This is a genomic window from Parafrankia irregularis (assembly GCF_001536285.1).
Classification (GTDB): Bacteria; Actinomycetota; Actinomycetes; order Frankiales; family Frankiaceae; genus Parafrankia; species Parafrankia irregularis.
In genome coordinates this window covers 537,559-550,927 of record NZ_FAOZ01000002.1, presented here as the reverse complement: position 1 = coordinate 550,927, position 13,369 = coordinate 537,559, and the positions used below count along the sequence as shown (strand labels likewise).

The window sequence follows — 13,369 nt, the reverse complement described above, 5'->3', positions numbered from 1 at the left end:
CCCTGGGGGTGCCAGTCACCGGACTCGGGGCATCGCCTCCGGGGTGGCACGCGGTACGGTCTACGGCCATCGTCTCCAACCCGGGCGACGACGTTCAAGCACGACGACGTTCAGCACGACGGCGTCCGAGCACACGACGACGTTCGAGCAACGGTCGAGGAGTCGACGCCAACCGGTGACGGTTGCGCTGGGCGGAGGAGGGGCCGAGCACGGTGCGGGTCCGAGATGTACGCCCGACAGGGGAAGAAGAAGGTCATGTCGCGGGTCGCTGACCTCTCCACGTTCCCCTCATCGCCATCGCCGTCACCGGGCCAGGGGTCCGGGCAGGCACCGGCCCAGCGCCCTCGCGGCTCACGTTCCGGCGCGCGCCATGTCGATCACCGCAGCCGGGCACAGACCCGGGTGCGGTGGGAGCTGCTGCGCAACCTCGTCCGCAAGGACCTGAAGGTCAAGTACAAGGGGTCGACGCTCGGCTTCGCCTGGTCGCTGGCGAACCCGCTGCTGCTCCTTGTGGTCTACACGTTCGTCTTCCAGGTGGTGCTGAAGACGGGGATCCCGCGTTTCGGCATCTACCTGATGTCCGGGATGCTGGTGTGGAACGCCTTCTCCGGCAGCGTGTCGTCCGCCTGCGGCGCGGTGGTCGCCAACGCGAACCTGGTGAAGAAGGTGCGCTTCCCGCTGCTGGTGCTGCCGCTGTCCGCGGTCGGCTTCGCCGCGGTGCACTTCGCGCTCCAGCTGCTGGTGCTGTTCGTGGTCATCCTGGGGCTGCAGTACAGCCTGTTCGGGCCCGAGCTGCTGCTGATCGTCCCCGCCGGGGCGGTCGCGCTGCTGTTCACCGTCGCGCTGTCGCTGCTGCTGTCGGCGCTGAACGTGCGTTACCGCGACACCCAGCACCTGCTGGATGTCGCCCTGGTGGCCTGGTTCTGGATCAACCCGATGGTCTACGCGTACGGCCTGATCTCCGACCGGCTCGGCGACTGGACCTGGGTGTACCTGCTCAACCCGATGGCCGTGGTGGTGATGACGTTCCAGCGGGCGATCTACGACCCGCCGCCGGGCAACTCCACCGGCTCGTCGTCGATCATCGCCGACACCGGGTACGCGTTCTACCTCGAACACCTGGGAATCGCCGCGCTCATCTCGCTCGCCGTGCTCTTTCTGGGGCTGCGGGTGTTCCGGCGCTTCCAGGCCGACTTCGCCGAGGACCTCTAGTGTCGTCACCGCCGCTCGCCCCGCCCGCACAGCCCGACCGCCCCGCGACCTCGGCCTCCGCGGCGCAGTCGTCGGGCTCGCCGACCGTGATCCGCGCGGCCGGGGTCAGCAAGAAGTTCGTCGCCTACAGCAAGCGCGCGACCAGCCTGAAAGAGCGGTTCGTCCGCCGCGAGGGCGCGAGCGGGGAGGATTTCTGGGCGCTGCGCGACATCGACGTCCAGATCGGGCGCGGGCAGACGGTCGGCCTGGCGGGCGCGAACGGGTCGGGCAAGTCGACACTGCTCAAGGTCCTCGCCGGCATCCTGCGCCCCACCTCCGGCGAGGTGGCGGTCAACGGGCGGATCGCCTCGCTGCTGGAGCTCGGCGCCGGGTTCAACGGCGAGCTGTCCGGCCGCGACAACGTGTACCTCAACGCCTCCCTGCTGGGTCTGTCCAAGCGGGAGATCGACCGGCTCTTCGACTCGATCGTCGACTTCGCCGAGCTGCGGCACAAGATCGACGACGAGGTGAAGCACTACTCGTCCGGCCAGTACGTGCGGCTCGGTTTCGCCGTCGCGGTGCACGTCGACCCGGACATCCTGCTCGTCGACGAGGTGCTCGCCGTCGGTGACGAGGCGTTCCAGCGCAAGTGCCTCGACAAGATCGCCCAGTTCCGGTCCGAGGGGCGGACGATTCTGTTCGTCACGCACTCCCTCGACCTGATCGAGAACATGTGCGACCGGGTGCTCGTCCTGGAGACGGGCAACCTCATCTACGACGGGCAGCCGGCGGTCGGGACGAAGCTGCTGCGCCAGCGGCTGGGCAGCCTGCCCGTCGAGGGCGGGGCGGTGCCGTATGACCTGTCACCGGTCAAGCCGACGGCGGTCACGTTCAGCCGCGACCCCGGCGGAGCCCCGCAGGTGCAGTACGACCCGGGTGAGCAGCTCACCGTCAGCGTCGAGCTGGACCTCACCGACCACGCGCCGCAGCACGTCTACCTGCACGTGGACATCATGGGTCAGGGCGAGGTCCCGATCTGGATGATGGAGACCCCGCCTGGCGGCATCAGCCCGGGGTCGGGCATCGTGGCGGTGGACTTCGTCGTTCCCCGGCTGCCGGAGCTGCTCGGGGCGTTCGCGGTCAGCGTCCGGGTGTCGGACGCCGCCACCGGTCAGCCGGTCACGGTACGGCGGTTCGAGGACCTGTTCGGCGTGAGCGGCCCGCAGGTCGCCGGGCTGCTCCGCGTCGACTACCAGGCAGGGCTGCGCCGGTGACGGCTGGCAGTGAGGGCTGGCAAGGAGCGGATGGTGCGATGAGCAGCGCTTCCAAGAGCAACGGCGACGAGAGCGGCAACAGCGACGGGCCGCTCGCCACGGTCGTCATCGTCAACTGGAACGGGGCACACCTGCTGCCACCCTGCCTGGACGCACTCGCCAAGCAGGACGCGCCGTTCGCGTTCGAGACCCAGGTGGTCGACAACGCCTCCGGCGACGAATCGCTGGAGCTGCTCGCCAGCCGCTACCCCTGGGTGAAGGTCGTACGGTCGGACCGCAACCTCGGTTTCGCCGGCGGGAACAACCTCGCGCTGCGGAAGGTGACCACACCGCTCGCGGTGCTGCTGAACAACGACGCCATCCCCGAGCCGGACTGGCTGGCCCGGCTGCTGGCACCGTTCGACGAGCCCGGTGGCAGCCGGCTCGGCGCGGTCACCGGCAAGGTCGTCTTCCTGCCCCGGTTCCTGCGGCTCACCCTGGCCACGCCCACCTTCTCCCCCGGCCCTCACGACCCGCGCCAGCTGGGTGTGCGCGTCAGCTCGGTGACGGTGGACGGCCGCGAGGTGCTGCGCGAGGTGCTGTGGGAGAAGCTCACCTTCGGCGCCGAGGGCCCGCCGAAGGCCCCGTTCTTCTGGACCCGCGGCGACGGCGAGCTGTGCGTTCCGGTGCCCGAGCACGGCCCGGTCACCATCGGGATCACCTGGGCCGCGGACACCGCCAAGGACGTCACCCTGGGCTGGGACGGCTCACCGGACGCCTCGACGCCGGGTTCTCTGCCGTCGGGTGCTCTGCCGTCGGGTGCTCTGCCGTCGGGTGCTCTGCCGTCGTCGTGCACGCTGCCGGTTACGGCCGAACCGTCCACCGTCTCGTTCACGGTGGGCGCGGGCGCCCCGCGGGTGGACGTCATCAACAACGTCGGTGGCATCGTGCTGACCGAGGGCTACGGCGCCGACCGCGGCTACCAGCAGATCGACACCGGCCAGTTCGACAACCCGGAGGAGGTCTTCACCGCCTGCGGCAACGGCATGGCGATGCGGACCGAGCTGGGCCAGCAGCTCGGCTGGTTCGACGACGACTTCTTCCTCTACTACGAGGACACCGACCTGTCCTGGCGGATCCGCTCCCGCGGCTACCAGATCCGCTACGTGCCGGGCGCGGTGCTGCGCCACGTCCACTCCGCGTCCAGCGTCGAGTGGTCCCCGCTGTTCGTCTTCCACACCGACCGCAACCGGCTGCTGATGCTGACCAAGGACGCGACCGCGCGCACCGCGGTCTCGGCGGTCGCCCGCTACCCGCTGACGACCGCGTCGATCGCCGTGCGCACGCTGCGCCAGGCGTGGCGCTCGCGCAGCCGGCCGGCGGTGCGCCCCACCCTGCTGCGGGTGCGGGTGTTCTCGTCCTATCTGCGGCTGCTGCCCACGATGCTGCGCCACCGCCGGGAGATCGGCGCCGCCGCCACCGAGCGGCGGGTCAGCCTGCAGAGCTGGCTGGTCGAGCGATGACCGCGCCCGACACCGCCGGTCCGCGTGCGGAGGGTCTGCGCGCGGCCGTCTACAACCGCTTCTGGCACTCGATGGGTGGCGGCGAGCGCCACAACGGCATGATCGCCCAGGTGCTGGCCGCGGACGGCCTCGACGTCGACATCATCGGGCATTCCGACGTCGACCTCGCCGCGATCGGCAGCCATCTGGGTCTGGATCTGTCGGGCTGCCGCTACCGGCGGCTGCCCGACCGCGGCGAGGACGCGATCGCCGTCCTGTCCGAGGAATACCACCTGTTCGTCAACGGCTCGTACATGAGCCGGCTCGCCCCGCGGTCGCCGCGGTCGGCGTACCTGTGCTTCTTCCCGACGCCGTTCGACCACGACATGGCCGCCTGGCGCAAGGCCGCGGTGCGCACCGCCGGCCCACTGCTGCGCGGGGTGACCCCGGCCGTCAGCTTCGGGCAGGGCTGGTATCCGCCGGAAGGCGGCCGGCGCCGGCAGTGGACCTGGACGAACGGCTCCGGCATCCTCGCCGTGAACCCCGGCGGCGGGCGGACCCTGCGGGCCGACATCGGTCGCCCCGGCGCCCCCGAGGGAGTGCGGCTGCAGATCCTCGACGCCGACGGGACGGTGCTCGCCAAGCTGACGGTCGGCCAGGAGTTCGCCCCGTTCGAGGTGACGCTGCCGTCGTCGTCGAAGGGCACCGAGCTGACCCTGGTCAGCGACGCGTTCTCCCCCGGCGAGGCGGACGTGCGGGAGCTCGGTGTGGCGGTGAGCCGGCCGCGGGTCACCGACGCCGACGAAGGCCCGCTGGAGCGGATGGCGCTGCGCTTCCCGTGGCTGCTGCGCGACCCGGCCGACCTCGGCTACCTCGACGGCTACGACACCGTCATGGCCAACTCTCAGTACACCCGGGGCTGGATCAGCCAGCTGTGGAAGCGGGACTCCGACGTGCTGTTCCCACCGATCCAGGTCGACCGGCTCCACCCGGCCCCGGAGCGGGAGAAGGCCGTGATCACCGTCGGGCGGTTCTTCGCCCCGGGCCTCGGCCACGCCAAGCGGCAGCTGGAGATGGTCCAGTGGTTCGGTGAGCTCTACCGCTCCGGCGGGTTGCCCGACTGGAAGATGTACGTCGTCGGCGGCTGTGAGGACTCGCAGAAGCCCTACGTCGAGCAGGTCCGGGCCGCCGGTGCGGGGCTGCCCGTCGAGGTGCTGCCGAACGCGCCGCGGGCCGAGGTCGAGCGGCTGCTGTCCACCAGCTCGGTCTTCTGGTCGGCGACCGGCTACGGCGAGGACGACCGGCGCCGCCCCTGGACCGCCGAGCACTTCGGGATGACCACCGTCGAGGCGATGGCCGGCGGCTGCGTGCCGGTCGTCATCGACCGCGCCGGGCAGCGCGAGATCGTCCGGCATGGGCGGGACGGCTACCGCTGGAGCGATCCGGAGCAGGTCGCCTCGTTCACCCGCCGGCTGGCCGCCGAGGACGGGCTGCGCTCCCGGCTGGCCACGGCCGCGGTCGACCGGGCCCAGCAGTTCTCCGACGCCGCGTTCGCCGACCGGTGGCACGACATCGTCGAGCGCCGACGTCTGTACGCCTGATGCGAGTGGTCTCCTGATGCGGGCCGTGTGATGCGGGTCGTTCTCGACGGCACCCCGCTGCTCGGGCCGCGCACGGGGGTCGGCCGCTACACGGCGGCACTGCTCGCCGGGCTGGGCGAGCTGGCCCGCGTCGACCAGCTCGATCTCGACGTGGCGGCGACCGCGTTCACCTGGCGGGGCTCGGCAGGGCTCGCCGCCGCGCTGCCGCCCGGCGTCCGCCCCGCGGCGCGCCGCGTCCCCGCCCGGCTGCTGCAGGACGCCTGGATGCGCTCCGAGCACCCGCCGACCGAATGGCTCACCGGCGCCGCGGACATCATCCACGGGACGAACTTCGTGCTCGGCCCGCTGGCCGCCGCCAAGGGCGTGCTGACCGTGCACGACCTGTCCTACCTGCGCACGCCCGACACGGTGTCGGAGGCGTCCGCCCGTTACACGACGCTCGTTCCGCGCGGGCTGCGCCGTGCCGCCGCGGTGCTGACCCCCAGCCAGGCCGTCGCGGACGAGGTGATCGCCGCCTACCGGCTCGACCCGGAGCTGGTCACCCCCACGCCGCTCGGCGTCGACCTGGCCTGGTTCACCGCCGCCGCCCCGGCCCGCGGCTGGCTCGCCGCCCACGGGCTGCCCGAGCGGTACCTGCTGTTCGTCGGTTCCGCGGAACCGCGCAAGAACCTCCCCGCGCTGCTGGAGGCACTGCGGCGGCTGCGCGCCACCGAGCGCGACACCCCGCCGTTGGCGCTGGTCGGGCCGCCCGGCTGGGGCCCCGCCCTCGACACCGCCGGGCTGCCACCGGAGGCGGTCGTCACCCTCGGCTACCTGGACGACGCCGAGCTGCGGTCGGTGGTGGCCGGAGCGGCGGTGCTGTGCTTCCCTTCCCGCTACGAAGGTTTCGGGCTACCGCCGCTGGAGGCGCTGGCCGCCGGGACCAGGGTCGTCGCCGCCGACATCCCCGCGGTGCGCGAGGTCGTCGGCGGCGCCGCCGGCGTCCACCTGGTGGCTCCCGGGCGGACCGACGCGTTCGCCGACGACCTCGCCGGCGCCCTGTCCGCCGCCCTCACCGCACCCGCGGACGGCACCGAGACGGCCAAGGGGCGCGACCACGCCCGCGCCTTCACCTGGCGGCGCACCGCGGAACTGACCGCCGCCGTCTACCAGCGAGTCGCTCGCTGAACCCTCGACGCAGGCAGGCCTGGGCCTGCCCATCGGGGATCCCGCACTGCCGCGCAGCACCGGCAATTCACCTAAGCGCGACAAAAGGGCCACGAACTCGCCCGGCTAGCCGCAAGAAAGAAGGATTTTGGTCGTTGGAGCGACTAAAATCCTTCACTCTTGCGACTCGCCAAACCGGGCTGCCGAGCTGCCGGGCGCTCCGAGGTCCGTACGCTCCCTCTCCCTGGAATCCAGACTCTGGCGCTCTGCCCGGCAGGGGCCTTCTAGGCACTGCCGGGCGGGCCGACGACCTCGCCGACCCTTTCGCCGACGACCTCGCCAACGCTTTCGCCGACGACCTCGCCGACGACCTGTCCGTCGCCCTCACCGCACCCGCCGCGAACGACTCCGAATCCGCTCGCGGCCGGGACCATGCCCCCGTCTCCCGAATCGGCGCCGGCTGAGCCACGGGCCGGGCGCACCTGCCAGCGGGGAACCGCAGCGGGAGCGAGCATCGACATCGACAGGGTCAGCAGGACGATTCCGAGCCCAGCCAGGGCGAGCAGGACGCCGACCACCAGCGACGCGCCGCTCGGGCTGAACGCGGTCGCCGCGATGGCGCCGCGCAGCCGGCCGTGCAGGTCCCGGTCGGCCAGGCCCGGGTCGTGCCGGGCCAGCTCACGGCTGAGCATGACGATCGTGGTGCACCACAGCGCCCCGACCACCAGCACCGTCGGCAGGCCTCGGCGGGCCAGCGGAAGGGCGGAACATCCTGCCGCCACCGCCACCGCCAGCATGGGCAGCGCGGGCAGCAGGTAGCGCGCGAACGACGCGCCGCCCGCGGCCACGAAACCCACCAGCGTCGCGACCGCGATCAGGGCCTGCGCGCCGGCGACCAGCCAGCACATCAGATCGGTCACCCAGGTTCCCCGGGCCGGACCGACGTCGCAGCCAGCGCCGTCGGCAGTAACGCCAACGGCATCGCCAGCAGCGCGGTGGCCGGCCCGACGGGCGACAGCGCGGGCGAGGCCGGCGCGCACCGGGGCCGCCAGCAGGCCCACCAGGGTGAGTAGCCCGACGCCGACCGCGACCCGGTACGGCCAGCCGAGGAGCAGCTTCGGGCGCCCGAACAGGCCGCGGTAGACCAGCCACCAGAAGTCCTCGGACGTGACCACCTGCCAGGCCGACCGTTCCTCGAACCCGGTGGGGAACATCGACGCGATCCGTCCGGTGGCGGTCAGGTCCCCGTACAGCCGCTCGTTGCGCAGGTAGAACCAGCCGGCAGCCGCCACCGTCAGCAGACCTGTGGTCACAGCGGCGGCCAGCCCCACCAGGGCACTGCGCCACAGCGCCGGACGTCGGCCCGGCTCCGGACGCCCGCCCAGCGCCGGTCGTCGGCCGACGCCCAGGCCCGTGCCACGCGCGAACGCGAGCCCGACCGCCACCCCGACCATGGGCACCAGCAGCGACGCGGCGATCGCGCCGCTGGCCCGGCTGAGCGCGGCCGCGGGGACCAGGACGGCCACCGCCAGCAGCGTCCGCGCTGACGGCCCCCGGCGCAGGAGCACGAGCGTCGCCGCGGTGGCTGCGGTGATCAGGGTCACCGCGAGCGCGTCGTTGTAGACCTGGGCGGTGACGGCGACGAACCCGCCCATCGCACCGGTAATGGCCGCCGCGGCGACCGCGAGATCCGGCCGGCCGGGCACCAGTACCCGCACCAGCGAGGCCGTCGCGACCAGCGCTGCGAACCCCACCGCCAGGTTGAGGATCCGCGCCGCGTAGAAGCCGGCCAGCGGATGGCCGGCCGACCGGCCGATCCGCAGCGGCACCGATTCGAGCAGGTAGAACAGCGGCGGATGGTTCGCGGTGTAGATGACCTCGAAGCTGGCGAAGCCGCGGTCCCGGGCCGCGCAGGCCGGCAGCGACACCTGTGCCTGGCGGTCGTCAGCCGGCCGGTCAGCCGCCTCGACGGCCGCCCGGCGCACGTCCGCGGGGTCGACCCGGCAGTCGGCCGGCAGGCCGGACATGCCCGGGATGGTCGCCCGCACCGGCGTGTCCAGCTCGGGCAAGCGCCCCTCGCCGACCTCCACCGCGTACGCGGTGTGCTGCGCCTCGTCCGCGCTGGCGAAGGGCTCGGTCGCGAGCACGCCGAGCAGCCCGACCGAGCTCAGCGTCAGTCCCGCCGCGACCACGCCGAGCAGCAACCAACGTCTGGTGGCCACCGGATCGGTACCGCGGCCGGGCTCAGGCCGAGCCGGAGACGTCCGCCGCGGCGATCGCGGAGAAGTCGTCGTCGGCGTGACCGGCCCGCTCGGCGGCCGCCGTCAGCGCCAGGGTCGCCTCGGCGACGGGCAGCGGCTCCGCGACCGACGAGGTGGCCAGCCGGACGTCCTTCGCGAGGCCGGCGACCGTGAACGCGGCCTGGGAGTAGTCGTCAGACTCCAGCATCGGCCGTTTGTAGTTGACCAGGGTGCCGAGCGGCCCGGCGGCGAGCTCGGCGAGCACCAGGCCGCGGTCGAGGCCGAGGTCGGTGCCGTAGCGAAGCACCTCGGCGACGGCGGCCATCCCCTCGGCGAGAGCGAGGTTGACGACGGTTTTCAGCTCGCTGGCGGTTCCGATGGACCCCACATGGTCGATACGCTCCGGATCGCCGAAAGTCCCCAGGATGCTCCTGGCCGCGGCGAGATCCGCGTCGGCGGCGCCGACCAGAATCCGCAGGGTGCCGGCCTCGGCCGGGCCGACCGTGCCGACCACCGGGGCGTCCAGGTAGCGCAGCCCGGCGCCCGTCGCGGTGCGTCCCAGCTCGCGTGCCGCCGCCGGGCCGACCGTCGTGCAGTTGATCAGAAGGGCGCCCGACTCGGCGGCCGGTACGACCGCGGTGAGCACCTCCGCGGCGGATTCCGGGTCGAACAGCATCAGCACGCAGGCCTCGGCACCGCGGACGGCGTCAGCGGGGTCCGCGGCCTCGATGGCACCGGCCGAGGTCAGTTCCTCGGCACGCCCCGGGGTGCGGTTCCAGACGACCAGCTCGTGGCCGGCGACCAGCACGTGGCGGGCCATCCGGCGCCCCATCCGGCCGAGGCCGAGAAACGCGATCCTCACAAGATCCCCCCATGAAAGCGGTCCGCGGGCCGGGCACGCAGCACCCTCACGAGCGCGATGGCTCCCAGCACGGCGCCCGCGGTGAGCAGGCCGATGACCGACCCCAGATAGCGGTAGTCGAACGCGGACGTCAAAGAACTCAGCAGCAAGGTGGACATACCCGCTCCCGCCGCCAGCCAGAACAGCCGGCCCGGCCCCGCCACACCACGAATCCGCCCGGCCACCCCCGCGAGCACACCGGCGAGCAGGCCGAGGCCGACCAGTGGCATCACGGCGTAGGACAGCCCGGAGTAGAGCGAGAGCACCGCGGCGGGGCCGTCACGCAGGTCCTTGACGGCGAAGTAGCCGTCGGTGGCGTGCGGCTGTCCGTCGGGCAGCCGGTTTCTGGTGGTGTCGGGCAGCTCCCAGGTGTCCGCACGGCTGGTGAGTTCGGTCTCGTACTGGACGGGCCAGAAGTAGCCGCCCAGGTAGCGGGCCGTGGTGGTGATCATCATCCAGAGCTGGGCCCGGACCACGTGCTGGGCGAACTCGCCGGCGAGCGCCTCCCGTCCCGGTGGGACGAGGTCGTTGCCCTGCCGCAGCAGTGAGTCGTCAGGCCACAGATAGGTCACCGGTGAGCCACGCTGCGCGAGTGGCCGCGGGTCGCAGAGCGACCGTAGATCGGCGTCGTCGGGCAGCCGGTCGCAGTCGGCGAAAGGCGCGACCCGCCCGTAGAGGAAGAAGCCCGAGTGGGCGCTGACCGTGAAGCCGCTGCCCTGGCTCGCGCTCCAGGACGAGTACGCGACGACCGGCGCGGCCGCGGCCAGCACGAACGCCATCACGGGCGCGACGACACGGACAGCCCTGACCACGCCGGAAGCGCCGGAAGCATCGGCGGTGCTGGTAGCGCCGGTGGTGCTGGTAGCGCCGATGGCGCTCGCGGTCCTGGTAGCGCCGGTGGCGCTGGCGCGGTGGTGGCCGATGGCCAGGATGATCGTGCCGGCAACGCCCAGGGCGATCGGCCCATAGCCGACCGTGCGAACCGTGACGCCCGCTCCCAGCAACAGGCCGGCGAGGGCGAACCGCCAGCCAGCCGGGCGGCCAGGCCAGGCCAGGGCCAGGACCCCGCCGAGCACCAGCGTGCCGAAGAGGCTGTCAGCCAGGACGAACTGGCCGAGGTCGAGCACCCAGGGCGCCAGCAGCGCCGGTGCCGCGACCAGGGCGGCGGGCCAGCCACCGCGGCCTCGGGCCGCCGCGGCAGGACCGAACCGCTCGAACAGCCGCCGGGCGGTGGCGTACAGGGCCACGCCGACCAGCAGCGTCAGCGTGTGCTGGACGATCACCAGCCTGGTCAGGTGGTCGGGCGCGCCGAGGACCCGCAGGAACATCGGGTAGCCCGACGGCCGCCAGTCCCCCGCCCAGAGCCTTCTCGCGGCCTGGTCCAGGTAGGCGGGGGAATCCCCGTAGTAGAGCAGCGCCGGCCGGTAGGCCCAGACGACCACCGCCCTGGCCGCGACAGCCAGCACCAGCACAACCAGGAAAGCCGCGTGGCGCTCCCACAGCTGCGCCGGGAGGCGGCCCCGCAGACGGCGCGGAAGGCGCGGAAGGCTGGCACGCCCGTCCTGCGGACGGCCCGGCCGCGCGGCCGGGATCTGATCGGCAGGCGGATCCGAGGGGGCTGGGCGATCAAGAAGATCGGAGCGCGGCTGGCTCGACTGAGCGGGTACCTCTCCTGCCGCCGCCCCGTCCCGGTTCGGCGGTGTGCCTACCGGGGACGGCGGGCCCGATGCGCTCGCCATTTGGGAGTCAGTGTCCCAGCCCGCACGCGGCGGCCGTGCGCCGCCCCCGGCCGGTCGGCCGGGGTGGCGCAGGGCCGTCACGCCATCAGGCGCCGGTGGGTGCGGTGACGTCCAGGGCGTCCGCGTCCAGCTTGGTGAACAGGCCACCGGACCAGACCAGCTCCCGCCCGGCGGCGACCGGCTGCCGCGCCCACACCCCGAGGTCGATGCCCAGCACGTCGGCGACCCGCGCGGAGCTGAACGGCAGGAACGGTGCCAGCGCCGTCGTGATGCCGGAGATCGCCTGGACGGCGACCGCGAGGCTGTGCGCCGCGGTGGCCTTGTCGACCTTGACGGTCTTCCACGGCTCCTCGCGGTAGAGGTAGGCGTTCACCTCGGCGGAGATCTCCATCGCCGCGCGCAGGGCGGCCCGCAGCTCGACCCGCTCCAGCAGCTCACCCACCCGGACGAGGCCGGCGTCGACGGAGGCGAGCAGCTCGGCGTGCACCCCGTCGAGATCACCGGTCTCGGGCAGCGCCCCGCCGAAGAACTTGTTGATCTGCGCCATCACCCGGTTGACGAGGTTGCCCCAGTTGGCGATCAGCTCGTCGTTGACGCGGCGAACGATGTCCCCGTCCGAGATCTCGGTGTCGTTCTGCTCGGGGAGCACCGAGGCGAGCGCGAACCGCAGCGCATCCGGCTGGAGCAGGTCGAGGTACTCGCGCACACCCCGGCCGATCCCCGCCGACTTCGACGCCTTGGCACCGCCGAAGGTGACGTACTGGTTCGCCGGGACGTCGGTCGGCAGGTCCAGCCCGCCGTGGCCGAGCAGCATCGCCGGCCAGATGACGGTGTGGAAGGGGATGTTGTCCTTGCCGACGAAGTAGTAGGCCGCCGCCTCCGGGTCCTCCCACCAGGCCCGCCAGGCCTCGGGGTCTCCGGTGCCCGCCGCCCACTCCTTGCTCGCCGACAGGTAGCCGATGACGGCCTCGAACCACACGTACAGCCGCTTGCCCGGCCCGAGCTCGTCGGTGGGCAGCGGGACGCCCCAGTCCAGGTCACGGGTGATCGCACGGTCGTGCAGACCATCCTTGACGAACTGCACCGACCAGTTCAGCACGTGCCGGCGCCAGCCCTGACGGGCCTGCAGCCAGTCGAGCAGCTGGTCGGAAAGGCCGGACAGGCGCAGGAAGAAGTGCGTCGTCTGCCGCATCTCGGGGACCGCGCCGGTGACCTTGCTGCGCGGGTCGACGAGCAGCTCCGGGTCGAGCGTGCGCCCGCAGTTCTCGCACTGGTCCCCACGCGCCTGCGTGTACGAGCAGTGCGGGCAGGTGCCGACGACATACCGGTCGGGCAGGAATCGGCCCGCGTCCGGGTCGAAGAACTGCGAGGTCTCCTTCGGGTAGATGTACCCGGCCTCCCGCAGCCGGGTGAACACGCTCTGGGCGACCACCTCGTGGTTGTGCGTCCGGGTGGTGGTGAAGAGGTCGAAGCTGATCGCCAGATCGGACCAGATCCGCAGGAACTCCGGGTGGTACCGGTCGACGATCGCCTGCGGGGTGACCCCCTCCTCGTCGGCCCGCACGGTGATCGGCGTGCCGTGTGCGTCGGACCCCGAGACCATCAGCACCCGGTTGCCGATCATTCGCTGGTAACGGGCGAAGATGTCGGCGGGCAGGTAGGCACCGGCGATATGCCCGAGGTGCGGCTGCCCGTTGGCGTAGGGCCACGCGACGGCGACAAGGACCGGACGGCCCGGACGCCGCGCTTCCGTGTCGGGAGTCTGAGTGCTCACAGCATCAAACTACTCGCCGGCC

General features: G+C 72.5%; 9 protein-coding genes. 5 read left to right on the top strand and 4 right to left on the bottom strand.

The features are described from left to right. Window positions 1-225 precede the first annotated feature (225 nt). The 5 genes from AWX74_RS04925 to AWX74_RS04905 are packed head-to-tail and all read left to right on the top strand — an operon-like array spanning window position 226 to window position 6,714. Window positions 226-1,212, top strand: coding sequence for an ABC transporter permease (locus AWX74_RS04925; RefSeq protein WP_226931041.1), 987 nt, complete (start codon window positions 226-228; stop codon window positions 1,210-1,212). Next, on the top strand, window positions 1,212-2,465 hold the full coding sequence (locus AWX74_RS04920; protein WP_091271931.1) for an ABC transporter ATP-binding protein: 1,254 nt from the start codon (window positions 1,212-1,214) through the stop codon (window positions 2,463-2,465). Before AWX74_RS04925 ends, AWX74_RS04920 begins: the two co-directional genes overlap by 1 nt. Window positions 2,466-2,503: 38 nt before the next feature. Continuing rightward, a complete protein-coding gene (locus tag AWX74_RS04915) occupies window positions 2,504-3,967 on the top strand; it encodes a glycosyltransferase family 2 protein (protein ID WP_091271930.1) in 1,464 nt (487 codons plus the stop codon). Beyond that, window positions 3,964-5,547 carry a glycosyltransferase gene (locus AWX74_RS04910; protein WP_091271929.1) on the top strand — a complete coding sequence of 528 codons (1,584 nt, stop codon included), beginning with the start codon at window positions 3,964-3,966 and terminating at the stop codon, window positions 5,545-5,547. Before AWX74_RS04915 ends, AWX74_RS04910 begins: the two co-directional genes overlap by 4 nt. Window positions 5,548-5,577: 30 nt before the next feature. Further along, complete coding sequence (locus AWX74_RS04905) at window positions 5,578-6,714, top strand: glycosyltransferase family 4 protein (RefSeq protein ID WP_091271927.1); 1,137 nt, start codon at window positions 5,578-5,580, stop codon at window positions 6,712-6,714. 263 nt (window positions 6,715-6,977) lie between these two features. Here AWX74_RS04905 and AWX74_RS04900 read toward each other — a convergent pair whose 3' ends face one another. The 4 genes from AWX74_RS04900 to metG all read right to left on the bottom strand — a co-directional run bounded on the left by AWX74_RS04900 (window position 6,978) and on the right by metG (window position 13,347). Beyond that, window positions 6,978-8,915, bottom strand: coding sequence for a hypothetical protein (locus AWX74_RS04900; RefSeq protein ID WP_091271925.1), 1,938 nt, complete (start codon window positions 8,913-8,915; stop codon window positions 6,978-6,980). Between the two features lie 22 nt (window positions 8,916-8,937). Then, a complete protein-coding gene (locus AWX74_RS04895) occupies window positions 8,938-9,795 on the bottom strand; it encodes an NAD(P)-dependent oxidoreductase (protein ID WP_091271923.1) in 858 nt (285 codons plus the stop codon). Further along, a complete protein-coding gene (locus AWX74_RS04890) occupies window positions 9,792-11,300 on the bottom strand; it encodes a hypothetical protein (RefSeq protein ID WP_479724490.1) in 1,509 nt (502 codons plus the stop codon). Before AWX74_RS04890 ends, AWX74_RS04895 begins: the two co-directional genes overlap by 4 nt. A gap of 358 nt (window positions 11,301-11,658) precedes the next feature. Further along, the gene (gene metG, locus AWX74_RS04885; RefSeq protein ID WP_091271917.1) at window positions 11,659-13,347 is read right to left on the bottom strand and encodes a methionine--tRNA ligase; all 1,689 of its coding nucleotides are present in this window, start codon (window positions 13,345-13,347) and stop codon (window positions 11,659-11,661) included. Between the last annotated feature and the right edge of the window lie 22 nt (window positions 13,348-13,369).